The following is a 16,831-nucleotide window of genomic DNA, read 5'->3' on the forward strand; positions in this document are numbered from 1 at the left end:
TCGCCAGGCTTCTAAACCCAATCCCGCAGTGCGTCAGTGCTGCGGGATTTTTTATGGGTGACGAATGTGCTGGATCGACGCCTCTTTGCGCATAGTGTGTTGCACCGTGAGAGGGGATCAGCGTATTCTTCCCTCGCGTCACTGCCTCGCAGGTTAGGCGCTTGTCACAAGTGCAGATTCATAATTCATAGCAGGCATGCCCAATGGAAAACTCTCCTGGCCTAATAGGTTTGCTCCCCATCGCTCTCGTTATCGGCGTCTATTTGCTGGTGCGGTTCTACCGTCGCTGGAAGGAGAAAAAGATCCTTGTTACGCCGCTTCCGCGAGACATGATCAGGTGTCTTGAAGGCTCTGTGCCCTTTTACATCGCGCTTGATCTGGAGGCTCAGGAACGCCTGAGGGTTAAGATAAAGCGCTTTCTTGCAGAAAAAACGTTCTATGGCTGCGCCGGGCTGGTGATTACCGATGACATGCAATTAATCATCGCAGCCGAAGCCTGTCTCTTGATTCTGAATCAGGAGGGTCAAATTTATCCTGGCCTAACCTCGATTCTGGTCTACCCCAGCACCTTTGTCGCGAAACGTGAGGAGCTATCGGAGGATGGCACCCGTTCTGTCTCATCACGCGATTTACTCGGTGAATCGTGGGATACGGGAAAGGTCGTTCTTGCCTGGGACGCAGTAGCGAAGGGAGTCGCTGATTTTGCCGACGGTAACAATGTTGTGCTGCACGAGTTTGCTCATCAACTTGATTCAAGCTCCGGCCGAGCAAACGGCGCGCCGCCATTATCAAACAATAGTTACAAGAACTGGGCGAGGGTTTTGTCAGCCAATTACGAGGACCTCAGGTTGCGCAGTCAGCGGGCCTTGCCCACTGTTATTGATACCTACGGCGCCACCAACCCCGCTGAGTTTTTTGCTGTGGCGACCGAGACATTTTTTGAGCGCCCCCATGAGCTGCATCATCGGCGTCCTGAGTTGTTTGAACAGCTCAGTATTTATTACCGTCTTGATCCGAGAGACTGGGCCCCGCGTGAGGATCCCTGATCAAGTCTCTGTTCGGTAGTGCTTGATTTGCACTTCTTCGCCATAGTCTCCGTAATCTCCCTGGGCTCGCAGCTCGCGAAACTCTCGCCAGGAGAGCCGGCGATAATGAGGCTTATCTCGGCTATTGATGGCTGAGGGGAGGGGTGTGACGACGCAGTCCATAGCCGGGTTCAGAAAGAACACAATGCTGTATCGGTCGCTTCCTGAACTTGCGCGCACTCGGTGTAGCGGCGCTTTGAATCGGTCGTTGGACCAGACTTGCAGCATATCGCCGATATTGATCGTTAGGGCACCCTTCACGGGGCTAACATCATGCCACCCGTCGTGGTAAATCTGCAGACCAGCCACATCACCTTGCTGCAATACTTTAAGCCCGCCTGCATCTGTGTGTTCACTGATACCGAGCGGGCCTGCCGCCGGCGCATCGGTGTCGGCCAGCGCGTCATTCACCGGGTAGTAATTGAGTCGCGTGAAGGAAGAATGGGCCGGATCGAAAGCGTTTCGAAGCGCACTGCTCTCGGCGCCCAGCGCCTGGCTGAACGCGTCCAGAAGATCGAGAGATAAGTGACGACAGCGATCTGAGTATAACTCCATCGTGCGCCGAAAGTGCTGCCGCCCCGCAGGCCACGGAATCGAGAACCCGGGCCCGAAATCGAAGATTTCCTTGCGATCGCGGCGCTGCTTCGTGAGTTCCCGGTCGTAGTAGCCCCAGGGATTGTCTAGAGTTCGAACGACCGCCTGCTTTTCCGCCATGGACTGGGTAAAGAACAAGGTAGTTTCACTCAGTGCGTCACGGTTGATGTCGTTTGCAAGCGGATGGTTAACCAGGTTGAAAATCCCATAGTCCTCGCAGGCCTCTATGATTGCCTCCCGCACGGTGGCTGGGTCGTCCTCGAAATTAATCAGTGGAATTTGGGTCATAGCACTACGGCAACTGTCTGCCAGGTATTGTTATTGCAGGGGTGTTGTTCATTGCGTTTTTATACCGCGAGGTATTTGTCCAAATCAAGTACCTCCGGCGCAGTATCGTGCAAAAATTCTTTCGCATAACGTAAATAGATTTCTTCGCGCAGGAAGAGTTCAAAACAATCCCGGTCGAGATGGTCATCCAATACCATCTTGTGCAGGATATCGATGGCTGCAGCAACTGTTTTGGCTTTTTTATAGGGCCTGTCGGCCGCTGTGAGTGCTTCGAACACATCTGCAATGGCCAGCAATCGCTCGGGAATACTCAGTTGATCGCCGGGCAAACGGCGCGGGTAACCTGTGCCTTTCAGAGTCTCGTGATGTGTTGATGCATAGCGGGGTACGTTTTTTAGTTCCTCCGGAAACGGCAGGCTCTCGAGCATCTTGATGGTGCTGATCATGTGCTCGTTAATCTTGAAGCGATCCTCTTTGGTCAGGGTGCCACGTGAAACCGTCAGATTATAGATTTCCCCCTGGTTATAAAGATTGTCCGGAATGTCCATGTCTATGCCGAGAGCAGGCGGATAATCAGCCGACTGTTCGCGACCGATGACGTGCTCGGGCTTGTCAGCCAGCAGGTGTTCCGTTGCGGGCAGGTCTTGTCTGGTGGTTTTGTTGCGCAGTTCTTCCAATGGTGATAACCCGAGACGGTTGTCGAAGTGGCGTTGCCAGGTGCGTTGGGCAATGGTCTTGATCCTCTCCTGCTTGTCCGCGTCAAGAAACTCTCCGCCGATATTACAACTGGCAACGAAGGCAAAATCTTTCATTAGCTGAGTCTGTTTTTCCTCTAGCCGATCGAAATGCATCGGCTGCAGATCAGGCGCTGCTGCGCATTGTTTCAGGTAGTCAATTTCTGCATCTCGCCAAAGCACCTCAAAGCGCATCCGGATTTCGTGTATCCGGTTGTAGATGGTTTCCAGCTTACTTCCCTTATCTACAATGTGTTCCGGCGTGGTGATCTTGCCGCAATCGTGCAGCCAGGCAGCGATGCGGAATTCACGCCACTTATCGTCCGAATCAATATGGAACGCCTTAAATGCAGGATGATCACTGGCCGAAGCGCTCTCTGCCAGCATAAGCGCGAGCTCGGGTACGCGCTTGCAGTGTCCGCCGGTATAGGCTGATTTATCGTCGATTGCCTGTCCGATCACTTCGATAAAGGCATCCATCAGCGCGCGCTGGGCCGTCTCGTGTGTCTGTATCGCGCTTACCATGCTCACCATGGATTCAGACAAATCGTCGAGCTCGCGGATATGGGAATTCACCCGGGTGACGCTGGCGTATTCCCGTCGCCGCACCTTGTCGTTCTCCAGTGCCAGCTGTTTTACCGGTCGAACAATCGGATTGGCAAGAAACCAGGTGACAGGAACGAGTAACAGCAGAAATAGTGCCGTGGCGATCATTGATACTCTGACTTGTTCAAGAAACGGCCTGACCACGGCATCTCTGGGGGACAATACACCCAGAAACAGCTGGTGCTCCCTAGCGCCTGTCGAGGCCGCATAGGCCAGATAAATATCGTCATTTAACGATGTCTCGACCAGTGTGCCCTGGAGCTCGGGATTGTGGGCGATGGTTGTGAGTATTTGGGTGGGAATTGCCTCCGAGCGATGCCCGGCGGGCGTCTTGTCTGTGGCGCTCATAGCGCGAAGGTCCGGTTGGGTTACGATAGAACCTCCTGCATTTTCGTGCGCTGTACGTATCGGTAACGGAGGGGCAGCTACTGCAGTCTTATCGGCCTTACTGGAAGCGATCACCTCGCCCGCGCGATTAAACAGGTAAATCTCTCCCTGGTTGGCGACATGATGTTGCCGCAGGTACGCGGAGACCGTCTCCATCGTCATATCGATGGCGACCACAGTGCCCGTCTCTTGCAGCCGTTTCGACATCGTACGACCGGGAATGCCCAGCTGCGCGAACATATAGGGGGACGTGACGTGAACTCCGGTGGCTGCCATTGCGCTCGAATACCAGGGGCGTGACCGTACATCAAAACTAGTAGGCTCCGATCTACTGATCCGTGTCTCCAGTTCTGCGTTGAGGTAGCGATAGTGTCGCTCCTTACCATGTTTTTTTATCTCATCGGAGATGACGACCCAGCGGTCGGCGGGTGCTGCCTGTAACGATGTGCGTGCGAGTTGACTGGCATTGAGGTTAATCACCTCGTAAAAGCTGTCGTCTTTCCTGCCCAGGTAGATGCCGTGGTACAACGGGTTTTTCAGTAATACTTCGGTGAAGATCGTCAGGTGCGCGGATTCCGACTGCGGATCTTGCAAGGCCGGGTTATCAGCAAGCAGGTCGATAATGTTGGCGTTGATAAGGCCGATGTTACGCAGTTCGCCGGTCACCCTGTTGGCGGTTGCGGTGTAAATATCGGTGGCGACCTCGCGCGCCATGGCCTGACCAAAATAGTACTGCAGGCCAATCGCCAGGCTCGCGGTAAGCAGTGTGACAACAATAAAGGCGGTCACCACGGTAAAGCGAATTGTGGAGTGCGTTTTTCGAAAAAATTGCAGCATCAGTTAGCGTACCACAGCGTTTTGTGTAGACACCATGCGCTAATTTTATTATCAATCAGTTTTGCTTGCTGCGTATTGAGGTTGCAGCCAGATGGGAGATGGGAATGAAAAAAAGCCGCAATGTGATCATTGCGGCTGTCTGTCGTGAAGATGAAGCGCAGCATCGCGTGCTATTGGCGGCTCCTCGAATGTGAGTAGAAGCCGCTAAAATAAACTAGCGGTGACGTTAAATATCTGCAGCCTCAAGATCAAATGTCTTTTGGTCTGTTGTCTCTGAATTGGTGACTTTAATGGTGACTTTGTATTGCCCCGCGACGATGTTACCGGCCGCCCACCCCAGCACCCCCGTAGAGGCATTACCGGGTGGCGTAAAGTTGGGCCCGTTTGCAATCGTGGGCACGGTGTTTACCACTTCCCAAGTGCTTGTGGGGCCGCCGCCGCTTGAGCTTATTGTTGTGGTGTATTCCACTCCCACCGCAGCATTTGGCAGCGGGTTGCTGCTGACGATCTGTATGCCCGCCGGGCTGACCATGAGGATAAAGGATGACTGAACGTCGGTGGTGCCATCGAAGACTTGTACTACAAGTCCATAATCGCCTACCGCTGCAGGCGTCCCAGATAAAACGCCGTATTGACTGAGCGTAAAGCCTGTTCCGTCATCATCGACGATATCCCATATGTAATTGGCCTCCACACCCCCCGATGCTTGCAGCACAGCAACGTATCTTGTGCCGACTTCGGCTTCGGGCAAAGATGATGTTGTGATTGTCAGTGGATTGCCACCTACGTCCAAGATAAATGTCTTGGTGTTGGTGCTCACTCCATCCCCCACCGACACTGTCAATGCATATTGGCCGTTAGTAGGCGCGGTGCCGTTGAGGAGGCCGTCGGGCCTCAACTGCAGGCCGCTGCCACCACCATTTTCCAGGTTCCACTGATAGTCGTCGCTTTGACCACCGGTAGCGACAAGGAGTGCGTTATAGTCGGCACCCGGAGTGGTGGATGGTAACGAATCAGTAGCGATCTTCAGCGGTCCGGGGTCGCGGCCTCCCGTCACCGTGAGAAGATAAGAGGTCCGATCTGTACTGCCCGCATTATCTCGAACTTGAATAGTCAGTCCATAAGTGCCGCTTTCGAGCACTATACCGTTGAGAATACCGGCGTCGTTGATCGTAAGTCCGGTGTTGTCATCATTGAGGATGACCCATGAATAGGACCCTTCTCCCCCGTTAGCCTCGAGCAATACAGTATATTCGACGCCTACAATGGCCGTAGCTAATGCGGTGGTCGCGATGGTGAGCGGCGGAGGCAGTGGCTCATTACCATCAGGGTCGTAAAAGCTGCCACCGCCGCCACCGCCACCACAGGCGATGAGGGTAAACACGACGGCGAAGAAAATAGCCAGACGGCTGATGATGTGGGCGCCTCTGATGATCATTGTTATCCCCTGCTGTCTGCCATTATTTAGCAGATCGTGTGGCTTTATCGGCTTTTGTCGGCCCCGCAGCGTTTGCCTCTGGGATCAACCTGTAAACACTTCGACTCGTTAGAGCTTAGCACGACACCGCACAAAAACTCGATTTATAACATAATGATAGGCGCTTTTTGTGATTATTTACACAAGGTTTATGGCGGCGCCTCGGCAGGCGCTTATCCTGCGGCCCCCAGGGTGTCTGCTACGCTGTTGGCGGGTATCTTGCAAGTGCGCCGCCGTGGCGGTTTCAGTGGCTTCGATGCTTGCGCCGCCACGGGCAACTGCTACCATCGGCGCGATGGCGGCCCCCTCTACATTATCTGTTCAGCTCTCCGTATCGATTGTTCTGCACGACAGCTGCCTCAGTCTTTTGCACAGGACCCTGAGCAGCCTGTCGGTCGCCGCAGGGCAAGCGCAGGAGTCAGGCTTGTTGCGGGGTCTCACGGTGACCCTTGTCGACAATGCGTCAGGCGCGACTTACCGCGAGCAATTAGCGGCGCTGGTGAATGAGTGGCCCAGTGATGACTTACGACTGCAATGCGAGTGGCAGTCAACTAATCGGGGTTTCGGTCCCGGCCACAATGTGGTGATCCGCGAGCTTGATAGCGATTACCACCTGGTCCTTAACCCGGATGTGGAGCTGCAGCCAGACACCCTGCAGGCGGGTCTGTCCGTCCTGCAATCACACAGTGATATTATCCTGGTTAGCCCCTGGGCGGCGGGCGGGAGCGGCGAACAGGAGTTCCTGTGCAAGGACTACCCAAGTGCACTGGTACTGCTGCTGCGAGGCTTTGCCCCGCTGGCGGTGAGACGGCTGTTTCGACGGCGCCTGAACGCTTATGAGTTGCGTGACCGGTGCAGTGGTAAGGCGCGAGTGGAGGTGCTTATAGCCAGCGGCTGCTTCATGCTCGCCCGAACCGCTGAGCTGCGCGCCGTCGGGGGGTTCAATGAGCAGTTTTTTCTCTATTTTGAGGACTTCGACCTGTCATTGCGGCTGAAAAATAAGGGCCGACTGGTGTTTGACCCTTCAGTGCGTATTGTGCATCACGGTGGTTACGCGGCCAGCAAAGGCTGGAGGCATCTGCGCTATTTTGTCGCATCCGGCATCCGTTTTTTCAATCATCACGGCTGGCGATGGATATAGTGCAGTCGTCTTTACTGTTAAACTACCCATTTACGAGGTCGTATTGTCATGGATAGTGGTTCGCAGGAAATGCGGCGGCTGGCGTATCTTGACGCACTGGGTGTCGACACCTATGTCTCGCGCGAGCAGCTGCCGGGTGCTGCACCAACGCGGAGGCTGGCCATTGTGCCACCTGCTCACCCTGTGCAGCCGGCAGGTCGCCCGGAGTCCACCGCCCAGCCCGCTACGCCACCGATGCCGCGACTGAACGCGGATCAGGCTGCCAGGTCATCGCAGCCTGACAGCGGGGTCGGCGTAACAGCTGTTACCCCGGCTGCGTCGGTTGACGTGCCGCGCTTTAGCCTCGCCGCGATTGAGGCAGGAAACTGGCTATGGGTAGAGGAGCTGGCGGGCATGCCCCTTACCACTGAGCAAGTGCAGCTGGTTAAGTCCATGGCAGGTGCTCTGGGCCACGCTGAGGGCGCGGTCGAGTCCGCTCCCGGGCAGCCGCAGGTGCAGCAGTTCGACTGGCCGATGCACAGTAATCAACAGTTGGATCAGGGTGAAGCATCCGCCCGTGCCGCGGTTGCCGGTTTTATCGGGCGCAAGCTGGATGAATCGGGTTGCCGTGGCCTTGTCATGCTGGGGGGAGGGTCTGCGCAGCGGCTGCCCGATTTGGGGTTCCGGACTGTCAAAATCGAAAGCAGCGCGGAACTCCTGCAGCGCCCGGATCTGAAGCCCGCCGCCTGGCGGGCGTTGCTGACGTTGGTCTCAGCAGCGTGAAACGGTCGCAGTGCTGATATGACAGTACCTTTTGGCTCTGGCCGCGCTCAACCCTATATAACCCGTCCAGGCACACCGCAGGAGGCCGCGATTATGGCGACTATCGCCGCCGCGGTCAGCCTGTCGCCGTGGTCTGAGGAGCGTCTGTTGGCCGCCTGCATGGACGAGCGGACGACCGGCCCTGTGGTCAGGGTCATCGAAGAAGCGGGCGAGGTGCTTGGCTTTATGGTTTACGCCCGCGTGCTGGACGAGGTGACCGTGCTCGAAATCGCCGTGTGCGCCGAGTATCAGGGACGAGGCCTCGGCCAGGCTCTGTTGTGCAGCGCCCTGCAGGAGATGCGGCGAGTCGGTGCGGTTCGCTGCCTCCTGGAGGTGCGCGAGTCCAATCAGCCCGCTCGCCGTCTGTATCAGCGCAACGGGTTCAGCATAGACGGAACGCGCAAGCAGTATTATCCGTGTGCGGACGGGCGAGAGGACGCTCTGTTAATGTCCGCGCCACTATGAGGATTGACCGATGAATGTGCTGGATACCGAGTGGTGGAGTATGGCGATTCCACCGGAGTGGTGGGCAGATGCCGAGGACGATAGCGTTCTTGTCGGTGACAGGGACGATGTGGGTTGTATTCAAATCAGTACACTGCACCGTGATTCGGGCGAGTTCGGGCGAGACGAGCTGGCTGCTATCGCGCAGCGTGAGTCGGAACAGACCCTGTCATGGGAGGCGGTAACATTGGGGGAGTTTGCGGGTGTTACCAGCCGCTACCGCGAAGAGGACAGTGCGATGCGCGAATGGTACGTCGCCAGTGGGTCGCTGTTGTTATTTATTACCTACAGCTGCGACACGGAGAACGAGGCAATGGATGACGCCGCTGTAAACGAGTTGCTGGATACACTGATGGTGCTGGAAAACGCTACCTAGGATACCGCGCCGGTAACCCTGACCCGTTTTGAGCCTTTGATCGGCCTTTCCTTTAACGCGTCTTGGCGTTTCTTGATCATGCTGTCGATCAGGTTTTTCAGCACAATGATCAAGCCGGTGAATATGAATGCGCCGGGCGGAAGAATCGCCAGCAGAAAGGGCTCGTAGTTCGGTAACACAACAAGTTTCCAGTCAGCGGCCACCGGACCGAACAGTAAATCCATGTTGGCAAACAAAGCGCCGGTTCCGGCCAACTCCCGCATCCCTCCCAGTACAATCAGCACAGCGGCAAAGCCCATGCCCATGGCAAAGCCGTCGTAAAGCGCGGGCCCCACTGAGTTCTTGGCAGCAAAGCCGTCGGCGCGACCGAGAATGACACAGTTGGTGGTAATCAGCGGTAGGAATATCCCGAGAATTTGGAACAACTCATAGGTAAACGCCTGCATGAGCAGCTCGATACAGGTGACCGCCGCAGCGATAATCATCACGAATGTTGGCAGGCGTACCGCGTCCGAGACCACGTTGCGAATAAGTGAGACTGACGTATTGGAGATAACCAGTACCATGATGGTGGCAAGGCCAAGGCCAATGGCGTTTACCACGCTACCGGTGACAGCCAGTAGAGGGCACAAGCCCAGCAATTGGACGATTGCGGGGTTATTTTTCCAAAGGCCATTGACCGACAGGTCCTTGTAACTGACTTCCGCCATTAGGATTTATCTCCGGTGGGGCCGAGCTCCTGCTCGCCAAACAGCGTATTCCTGTTTGCCTCGACAAATTGTAAAACCCTGAAGGTTGCTGACACAACCGCTCGCGGGGTGATGGTGGCTCCGGTGAACTGGTCGAACACCCCCTTGTCTTTTTTCACGGCCCAACCTTCCTGTTCCGGGTTTTGCAGGGAGCGGCCATCGAAATCCATTATCCAATCGGATTTCTTCAGGTCTATCTTGTCGCCCAATCCTGGCGTTTCACGGTGCGCCAGAACTCTGACGCCGGCGATACTGCCATCGCGATTTACGCCGACAATCATATCGATCACGCCGCTGTAGCCGTCGGGAGCGACGGCGGGAATAATGGCGGCGACTACCTGGCCCTGCGCGCGAGCGAGATAGATTTTGCGGCCCTCCGCCAGCCCCAGTCCGTCAGCGTCGGGCCCGGCATCCAGAGTATCGTCCAGCATGGAATTGTCGTGGCGGGAGCGTGGCACGATTTCCAGTAGTGCCCGTTCTTCCGCCATACGTTTCTGCAGGGTGATCTTGTCTTTGGTAAACAGGAAGGTTCCCGCAATCAACGCGGTGGTGCAGACCGCGAAGAGCGCAAGTAGCAAGCTGTTCCTGCTAATGGACTGCCCTAACATTATGGTTCGCCCCGCTCGCCGTGCCCGTAGGTTCTTGGTTGCGTGTAGTAATCGATAAACGGAGCGGCAAAATTCATGATTAACACCGCGAAAGCCACTGCATCCGGATAGTTTCCTCGTACCCGGATGATGTAGATCAGTGCACCTATCAATGCGCCATAAATCAGCCGCCCGCGCAGTGACACAGCGGAGCTGACGGGGTCGGTAATGATGAAGAATGCCCCAAACATGGTGGCGCCGCTCAGCAGGTGAAATAGCGGGGATCCGCCGCTGGCGGAGCTGCCGCCATCATAAAAAAGGGCGGACAACAAAGTGAGGGTGGCCAGCATGGCGATGGGTGCGTGCCAGGTAAACACGCGCTGCTGCATCAGCCAGAGACCACCAGCAAGAAAGGCTATGTTGACCCATTCCCAACCGAGGCCGCCCCAGCGGCCAAACAAGGGATTCTGCGTCCAGAGATCTTCGATGAGCAGGCTGCTATTTTGCTTTAACAAGTCCAGTGGTGTTGCCATCGTGATACCGTCAAAGGCCGCCGGTATGAAACATGCTTGCACGGATTCGAGAAAACCCGGTGTAGCCGCGAGCCCGCGCGGTGCGGCCCAACTCGTCATTTGTACCGGGAAAGAAATCAGCAATATGACATAGCCGACCATCGCCGGGTTGAAGGGGTTGTAGCCCAGTCCGCCGTAAAAATGTTTAGCCAACAGAATGGCACTGGCCATACCTGTGGCGATCAACCACCACGGTGAGTAGGGCGGAAGTGCTATACATAAGAGAAAGGCCGTGACCAGCGCGCTTAGGTCGGACAGGTAGAAGCCAATGGGCCGCCCTCTCAGCTTCAGCGCAAGTGCTTCAAAGGCGAGTGCGACCACGCTGCCGAACAGGATGTTGACAAGGGTGCCGTAACCAAAGAACCACGTCAGTACTATAATGCCGGGGACGGTTGCCACTAGCACCTTGAGCATAACCCGCTGAGTGCTTGCTGGCCCGTGGGCGTGTGGTGACGAGAGTCGCATTAAGGCCATATCAGTTCGTCTCGCCCAGTGCCTGTTGCGCGGCGTCGACTTTTTGCTCGAGTCGTTGCACCGTGGCGGCAAGTGCCTCGATCACTTTCTCTTCCCCGGCGGACGCTTGGGTTTGTGCCAGTTTGTTGCGCGACTTTTCCAGTCGCTGCTCGAGTTTATCGAGATCAGACTTTGCTTTTTCGGCAGGGCTTAATGCGGTCTCGGCTTCTCTGGCGGCCATGGCCCTCTGGATAGCGGCTTGTGCCGCGTCGGTAGGTTCGCTCTCGGTTGCTACAACCGCATTTGCTTCCCCAAGTGCGGCGAGTGCTTTCTCCGCGGCATTCAATTTGGCGCGAGTTTTGTCCAAGCCGGTCTGCAGCGCGTCGACCAGCTCGCTGCCCTGGGCTTTGGCTTCCTCAAGTTTTGTTGAGGCGGTGTCCAGACGCCTACGTGCGGCAACTACCGTTTTTTCCAGTTTTTCCTGTTCGCTCTCATCTTCGCCAGCCTGTTGTGCGGCTTTCTTCGCCTGTGCTCGCGCGATCGCTGCCTGTATTGGGTCTTCCCCGTCGCCGTCGTCTACTGCGGACTTGGCACGCGCTTCAGCGGCTTTTTTGCGGGCGGCCCGCTTGGCTTCTTTGTCTACTTCCGCCTGCTCGAGGCGCTGTTGTCGAGTTTCAAAGCGCAAGCGCGCTTGTTCTGCTTTCTCCTGCTCCTTGCGCTGATGCAGTATGTCGGCTTTGGATGCGCGATAGTACTGTACCAATGGAATGCTGCTGGGGCAGGCGTAAGAGCATGCGCCGCACTCGATGCAGTCGAACAGGTTGTGGTGTTCCAGCTTCTCGAATTCCTTGCCTTGGGCGAACCAGAACAACTGTTGCGGTAGCAGACTTGCGGGGCAGGCTTCCGCGCACATGCCGCAGCGGATGCAAGCTTGCGCAGGGGGTGGAACCGGTAATTCCTGTGGCGTGGGTGCGAGCAGGCAATTGGTCGTCTTGACTACCGGCACGGAGGGATCTGGTACGGTAACACCCATCATGGGCCCGCCCATAATGAGCCGGTTGTTTTTTGATGGTTCGTAGCCCGCTTTTTCCAGCAGGTAACTGACGGGCGTTCCAATCAAAACCTCGAAGTTCTGCGGCTCATCCACCGCATCGCCTGTTACCGTGGTGATGCGTGAAATCAGTGGCTTGCCTTTCACCACCGCCTCGTAAATCGCCACCGCACTGCCCAGATTCTGGCAGACGACACCCACATCAGAAGGCAGGCCACCACTGGGTACCTGCTTGCCGGTCAAAATTTCTATCAGCTGCTTCTCTCCACCGGAGGGATACTTGGTAGGAAAAGAAGCGATTTCGATACCGCTGCCTTCAGCCGCTTTGCGCAGTGCGGCGATACCTTCCGGTTTATTGTCCTCCACCCCTATGATTGTTTCTCCGGGCGCGATCAGGTGACGCAGGATTTTCGCACCCGCGATAATGCGGTCGGACCGTTCGCGCATCAGCACGTCATCGGCGGTAATGTAAGGTTCGCATTCGGTGCCGTTGATGATCAGGGTATCGATGGTGATGCCGGCTTTCACCGATAGCTTCACAGCACTGGGGAATCCGGCGCCGCCCATACCCGCGATGCCAGCGTGTCGGATAAGCTCTAGCAGTTCCGATTTATCAAGAGACTCGTAGGGGCGGGTGTCTGCTAGTGGCGCCCACTCATCATTGCCGTCGGTAGCGATCACGATACACGGTGCCGAATGGCCGGAAGGGTGCGCGATGAGCCGCTCTTCAATCGCTATAATTGTGCCAGAGCTCGGCGCGTGTTTGGGTACGCTGACAAAGCCCAGCGCTTCAGCAATGACCTGACCTTTAAGCACGTGATCGCCGACCCCAACGACTGGACTGCTGGGTGCGCCAATATGTTGCGAAAGCGGAATCACCAGCTCTGGCGGTATACCAGCATTAGCAATAGGTGTACGCACAGACTGGTGCTTGTTCTCCAGCGGATGGACGCCACCATGAAAATCAAACACTTTTCTCATGCTGCCCTGTCCCGGGGCGCGTCGCCCTCTGTGCTGTCAGTGGCAATGATTTCAACCTGGCGACCCACGGGATCAGGGAGGTGCCAGTGCCAGTTTTGCAGAGACGGTGACTCGTGAATCATATCGATGCAATCGACTGGGCAGGGCTCCACGCACAGATCACAGCCCGTGCACTCGCTGGCGATCACGGTATGCATTTGTTTTGCCGCGCCAAGGATGGCGTCTACCGGACAGGCCTGAATACACTTGGTGCAACCGATACATTCATCCTCTCGAATGTAGGCGACCGCGGGTGTATTTGCCTCTTCCCCGTGCTCCTCGTCGAGGGGCAGTGGCTCCACGTCGAGCAGGTCAGCCAGGGCTTGTATACCGGCTTCTCCGCCAGGGGGGCACTTGTTGATATCTTCCCCATCGGCGATGGCCTCAGCGTAGGGGCGGCAGCCGGGATAACCGCACTGACCACACTGGGTTTGGGGCAGGATATTGTTGATCTCATCCGCGATCGGGTTGCCCTCGGTTTTGAAATGGACAGCGGCAAAGCCAAGCAAGGCTCCGAAGGCGGCGGCCATGCCTACCAGGGCAAGCAGAGCACTGAACAGCGGAAACTGTAGGAGTAAATCGATCACGTGCGTCTATACCAGCCCTGCAAAACCCATAAAGGCCAGGGACATAAGCCCGGCGGTAATCATGCCGATGGCCGGCCCCTTGAAAGGTTCCGGTACATCTGCCACGGCAAGCCGTTCACGCATGGCGGCAAAGAAGACCAGTACGAGTGAGAACCCCGCGCCAGCCCCAAACCCATAGAACAGTGCTTGCAAAAAATTATGGTCTTTGCTGACGTTGAGCAGTGCTACGCCCAGCACCGCGCAGTTGGTGGTGATCAGGGGGAGATAGACGCCCAGAACCCGGTGCAGAAGCGGACTGGTTTTGCGGACCACCATTTCCGTGAACTGCACTACGACAGCGATGACCAGAATAAAGGCGATGGTTTTCAGATAGCCGAGTCCCAGGGGCATCAGCAGCAGGTGGTAAGTCAGGTTACTGACTGCCGACGCCAGGGTGAGTACAAAGGTAGTCGCCATTGCCATACCCATGGCTGACTCCAGTTTATTCGAGACACCCATGAACGGACACAGTCCGAGGAACTGCACCAATACAAAGTTGTTGACCAGGATCGCGCCGATCAACAGGATTGAATACTCTGCCAGCATGAACGTGTCACTCGTGGCCTCGCACCCTTCTACAGGCGCAAGCCAACTCGTTGATTTAAGGTAGCTATTTTAGCGATTTTGAAAAACGAAACCAGTCTAATTTTGTAAACTAATATCCATTAGTCTATTGTTGCCGCCCCGGTTACTTCACCTGCATGCCGGGCAGGGCGCCATCGTGGGGTTCCAGCAGGAATATGTCCTTGCCCCCCGGGCCTGCCGCCAGCACCATTCCCTCGGATAGTCCGAAGCGCATTTTCCGCGGAGCCAGGTTTGCCACAACCACCGTCAGCTTACCTACCAGGTCTTCCGGCTGATAGGCGCCCTTGATACCAGAGAATACCTGGCGGTGGTCCTGCTCATCACCCAGGTCGAGCATGAGGCACAAAAGCTTATCCGCGCCTTCAACGTGCTCGGCGGAGACGATTTTGGCGACACGCAGGTCCACTTTGGCAAAATCTTCGAATTTGATGGTGTCTCCCTCGATGCCTTTTTCCGCTTGTGCGCTCGCAGGCGCTTTGGTCGGTGTGTTCGATGATTTGCTGGCTTCCACCATCGCCTCCACCTGTGGCATCTCTATCCGTGTCATCAGCGGTTTGAACTTCGCAAGCTTGTGCTCCAGCAGGGGCCCCTTAAGGCTCGTCCAGTCGAGCGAGCAGTTGAGAAAAGTCTCGGCCTTTTCGCTCATCGCGGGCAATACCGGTTTCAGATAGGTCATCAACACGCGGAACAGGTTAATACCAACACTGCACGTGTCATGCACTTCCCGCTCTGTGCCTTCCGCTTTCGCCAATGCCCAGGGTTTTTTCTCATCGATGTATTGATTGGCCCGGTCTGCGAGAGAGATTACCTCGCGTATCGCCTTGTTAAATTCCCGTTGCTCGTAAAGCGCGGCAATTGTGTCACCACGCGCGGCAAACTCATCCCAGAGCGCCGGCTCGGCGCAATCGGTTGACAGAGTGTTGTCATAGCCCTTGCGCAGGAAGCCAGCACAGCGGCTGGCGATGTTGACAACCTTACCTACGACATCGGTATTGACCCGCTGCACAAAGTCCTCAAGGTTCAGGTCGATGTCATCAATCGAGGCGCTCAGTTTGGCGGCAAAGTAGTAGCGCAGATACTCTGCGTCCAAATGCTCGAGATAGGTGCTCGCGTTAATGAAGGTGCCCCTGCTCTTCGACATTTTGGTGCCGTTTACGGTCAGGAAACCATGAGCGCAAATGGCGGTTGGAGCGCGCAGTCCCGCAGAATCGAGCATAGCGGGCCAGAACAGGCCGTGGAAATTGATGATGTCTTTGCCGATAAAGTGATAGAGCTCGGCGACACTGTCCTGGCGCCAGTACTCGTCAAAATCGCGTCCACTTTGGTCGCAGTAATTCTGGAAGCTGGCGATATAGCCGATCGGCGCATCCAGCCAGACATAAAAATATTTGCCCGGCTCGCCGGGAATTTCGAAGCCGAAGTAGGGCGCGTCTCTGCTGATATCCCACTCTTGCAAGCCCGCGTCCAGCCATTCCCGTAACTTGTTTGCCACCTGCGCTTGCAGAGTGTCAGACTCGAGCCAGGATGTGAGCAGGGCTTTAAACTCAGGGAGCTTGAAAAAAAAGTGGGTGGACTCCTTCTCTATCGGCGTAGCGCCCGACAATGCGGACACAGGATCGATCAGATCGGTGGGGCTGTAGGTCGCCCCGCAGGCTTCGCAATTATCGCCGTACTGGTCAGGCGTCTTGCAGCGAGGGCAGCTGCCCTTGATAAAGCGATCAGCAAGGAATAGTTTTTTCTGTGGATCGAAGGCCTGAGTAATCGAGCGCGATGTAATGTGGCCATTAGCCTGCAGGCAGTCATAAATGGTTTCGCACCAGTAACGATTCTCCTCGCTGTGGGTGGTGTGAAAATTGTCGAAGCCGATCAAAAATCCAGCGCTATCGCGCATGTGTTCCCGGCGAATTGAGTCGATCTGCTGCTCAGGTGTGATCCCACGCTTTTCTGCGGTGAGCATGATTGCCGTGCCGTGGGCGTCATCGGCGCACACGTAGAGGCAGTCGTGGCCGCGAGATTTTTGGAACCGCACCCAGATGTCCGTTTGCACCTGTTCCAGTAGATGGCCGAGGTGCAGTGGCCCGTTGGCATAAGGCAGGGCGCTGGTGACCAGTATCTTGCGGGGCTCGAGTGCCGGCATGCGGGGCTGTCTGTATACGGGAAAGGAGCAGTACTATAGCGTTTTTGGCGTGGCTTTTCATCACTCCGGGCACGATGATTATGCACTTGCGGGCCGGGGTAAAAGCGGGCGCAGTGCGCTGCAGTGTTAAGACCCGGCATTGTTGATCGGTAGCCAACTCCCTATACTAGGCGCACAAGGGTGGACCTTTTTCCAGCCCCTCCAGCCACAGACATGCATCA

At 56.1% G+C, this 16,831-nt stretch carries 15 protein-coding genes; 5 read left to right on the forward strand and 10 right to left on the reverse strand.

Annotated features, from left to right (window positions below; genetic code table 11):
• The first annotated feature begins 203 nt into the window (after positions 1–203).
• A complete protein-coding gene (locus tag EYC82_RS00005; RefSeq protein ID WP_279247502.1) occupies positions 204–1,046 on the forward strand; it encodes a M90 family metallopeptidase in 843 nt (280 codons plus the stop codon).
• Here EYC82_RS00005 and EYC82_RS00010 read toward each other — a convergent pair whose 3' ends face one another.
• The 3 genes from EYC82_RS00010 to EYC82_RS00020 form a co-directional block, all read right to left on the reverse strand.
• Positions 1,047–1,967: an isopenicillin N synthase family dioxygenase gene (locus EYC82_RS00010; protein ID WP_279247503.1), complete on the reverse strand. Its 921-nt coding sequence runs from the start codon at positions 1,965–1,967 to the stop codon at positions 1,047–1,049.
• A 59-nt stretch (positions 1,968–2,026) separates the two neighbouring features.
• The gene (locus EYC82_RS00015) at positions 2,027–4,531 is read right to left on the reverse strand and encodes an HD domain-containing phosphohydrolase (protein ID WP_279247504.1); all 2,505 of its coding nucleotides are present in this window, start codon (positions 4,529–4,531) and stop codon (positions 2,027–2,029) included.
• A gap of 226 nt (positions 4,532–4,757) precedes the next feature.
• Positions 4,758–5,969, reverse strand: coding sequence for a putative Ig domain-containing protein (locus tag EYC82_RS00020; RefSeq protein WP_279247505.1), 1,212 nt, complete (start codon positions 5,967–5,969; stop codon positions 4,758–4,760).
• 295 nt (positions 5,970–6,264) lie between these two features.
• On the opposite strand from EYC82_RS00020, the gene EYC82_RS00025 reads away from it, so the two are divergent.
• From EYC82_RS00025 to EYC82_RS00040, 4 genes are read left to right on the forward strand one after another with little or no spacing between them, the layout of a single operon-like run.
• Positions 6,265–7,149 (forward strand): glycosyltransferase family 2 protein, encoded by an 885-nt coding sequence (locus EYC82_RS00025; protein ID WP_279250622.1) that lies wholly within the window; start codon positions 6,265–6,267, stop codon positions 7,147–7,149.
• A gap of 48 nt (positions 7,150–7,197) precedes the next feature.
• Positions 7,198–7,911 (forward strand): hypothetical protein, encoded by a 714-nt coding sequence (locus tag EYC82_RS00030; RefSeq protein WP_279247506.1) that lies wholly within the window; start codon positions 7,198–7,200, stop codon positions 7,909–7,911.
• An 18-nt stretch (positions 7,912–7,929) separates the two neighbouring features.
• Positions 7,930–8,415, forward strand: a complete 486-nt coding sequence (gene rimI / locus EYC82_RS00035) for a ribosomal protein S18-alanine N-acetyltransferase (protein WP_279247507.1) — start codon at positions 7,930–7,932, stop codon at positions 8,413–8,415.
• A gap of 10 nt (positions 8,416–8,425) precedes the next feature.
• The gene (locus tag EYC82_RS00040; RefSeq protein ID WP_279247508.1) at positions 8,426–8,830 is read left to right on the forward strand and encodes a hypothetical protein; all 405 of its coding nucleotides are present in this window, start codon (positions 8,426–8,428) and stop codon (positions 8,828–8,830) included.
• Here the strand turns inward: EYC82_RS00040 and EYC82_RS00045 are convergent.
• The 7 genes from EYC82_RS00045 to metG form a co-directional block, all read right to left on the reverse strand.
• The gene (locus tag EYC82_RS00045; RefSeq protein ID WP_279247509.1) at positions 8,827–9,540 is read right to left on the reverse strand and encodes an electron transport complex subunit E; all 714 of its coding nucleotides are present in this window, start codon (positions 9,538–9,540) and stop codon (positions 8,827–8,829) included. The two genes, EYC82_RS00040 and EYC82_RS00045, sit on opposite strands and share 4 nt — an antisense overlap.
• Positions 9,540–10,187: an electron transport complex subunit RsxG gene (gene rsxG, locus EYC82_RS00050; RefSeq protein WP_279247510.1), complete on the reverse strand. Its 648-nt coding sequence runs from the start codon at positions 10,185–10,187 to the stop codon at positions 9,540–9,542. The genes EYC82_RS00045 and rsxG overlap by 1 nt, the downstream gene beginning before the upstream one ends.
• Positions 10,187–11,212, reverse strand: coding sequence for an electron transport complex subunit RsxD (gene rsxD / locus EYC82_RS00055; RefSeq protein ID WP_279247511.1), 1,026 nt, complete (start codon positions 11,210–11,212; stop codon positions 10,187–10,189). Before rsxD ends, rsxG begins: the two co-directional genes overlap by 1 nt.
• A 1-nt stretch (position 11,213) precedes the next feature.
• Entirely contained in the window at positions 11,214–13,223 is a 2,010-nt protein-coding gene (rsxC, locus tag EYC82_RS00060; RefSeq protein ID WP_279247512.1) for an electron transport complex subunit RsxC, read from the reverse strand.
• Entirely contained in the window at positions 13,220–13,849 is a 630-nt protein-coding gene (gene rsxB, locus EYC82_RS00065) for an electron transport complex subunit RsxB (RefSeq protein WP_279247513.1), read from the reverse strand. The genes rsxC and rsxB overlap by 4 nt, the downstream gene beginning before the upstream one ends.
• 6 nt (positions 13,850–13,855) lie before the next feature.
• The gene (rsxA, locus tag EYC82_RS00070) at positions 13,856–14,434 is read right to left on the reverse strand and encodes an electron transport complex subunit RsxA (protein ID WP_279247514.1); all 579 of its coding nucleotides are present in this window, start codon (positions 14,432–14,434) and stop codon (positions 13,856–13,858) included.
• Positions 14,435–14,576: 142 nt separating this feature from the next.
• Positions 14,577–16,610: a methionine--tRNA ligase gene (metG, locus tag EYC82_RS00075; protein ID WP_279247515.1), complete on the reverse strand. Its 2,034-nt coding sequence runs from the start codon at positions 16,608–16,610 to the stop codon at positions 14,577–14,579.
• Between the last annotated feature and the right edge of the window lie 221 nt (positions 16,611–16,831).

The sequence above is a fragment of the Candidatus Marimicrobium litorale genome (assembly GCF_026262645.1).
In the GTDB taxonomy this organism is placed as follows: Bacteria; Pseudomonadota; Gammaproteobacteria; order Pseudomonadales; family Halieaceae; genus Marimicrobium; species Marimicrobium litorale.

What these genes read in the sequence shown, in the direction of transcription:
- EYC82_RS00005 (WP_279247502.1), top strand. Translation starts at nt 204, where the DNA reads ATGGAAAACTCTCCTGGCCTAATAGGTTTGCTCCCCATCGCTCTCGTT.
- EYC82_RS00010 (WP_279247503.1), bottom strand. Translation starts at nt 1,967, where the DNA reads ATGACCCAAATTCCACTGATTAATTTCGAGGACGACCCAGCCACCGTG.
- EYC82_RS00015 (WP_279247504.1), bottom strand. Translation starts at nt 4,531, where the DNA reads ATGCTGCAATTTTTTCGAAAAACGCACTCCACAATTCGCTTTACCGTG.
- EYC82_RS00020 (WP_279247505.1), bottom strand. Translation starts at nt 5,969, where the DNA reads ATGATCATCAGAGGCGCCCACATCATCAGCCGTCTGGCTATTTTCTTC.
- EYC82_RS00025 (WP_279250622.1), top strand. Translation starts at nt 6,265, where the DNA reads ATGCTTGCGCCGCCACGGGCAACTGCTACCATCGGCGCGATGGCGGCC.
- EYC82_RS00030 (WP_279247506.1), top strand. Translation starts at nt 7,198, where the DNA reads ATGGATAGTGGTTCGCAGGAAATGCGGCGGCTGGCGTATCTTGACGCA.
- rimI (WP_279247507.1), top strand. Translation starts at nt 7,930, where the DNA reads ATGACAGTACCTTTTGGCTCTGGCCGCGCTCAACCCTATATAACCCGT.
- EYC82_RS00040 (WP_279247508.1), top strand. Translation starts at nt 8,426, where the DNA reads ATGAATGTGCTGGATACCGAGTGGTGGAGTATGGCGATTCCACCGGAG.
- EYC82_RS00045 (WP_279247509.1), bottom strand. Translation starts at nt 9,540, where the DNA reads ATGGCGGAAGTCAGTTACAAGGACCTGTCGGTCAATGGCCTTTGGAAA.
- rsxG (WP_279247510.1), bottom strand. Translation starts at nt 10,187, where the DNA reads ATGTTAGGGCAGTCCATTAGCAGGAACAGCTTGCTACTTGCGCTCTTC.
- rsxD (WP_279247511.1), bottom strand. Translation starts at nt 11,212, where the DNA reads ATGGCCTTAATGCGACTCTCGTCACCACACGCCCACGGGCCAGCAAGC.
- rsxC (WP_279247512.1), bottom strand. Translation starts at nt 13,223, where the DNA reads ATGAGAAAAGTGTTTGATTTTCATGGTGGCGTCCATCCGCTGGAGAAC.
- rsxA (WP_279247514.1), bottom strand. Translation starts at nt 14,434, where the DNA reads ATGCTGGCAGAGTATTCAATCCTGTTGATCGGCGCGATCCTGGTCAAC.
- metG (WP_279247515.1), bottom strand. Translation starts at nt 16,610, where the DNA reads ATGCCGGCACTCGAGCCCCGCAAGATACTGGTCACCAGCGCCCTGCCT.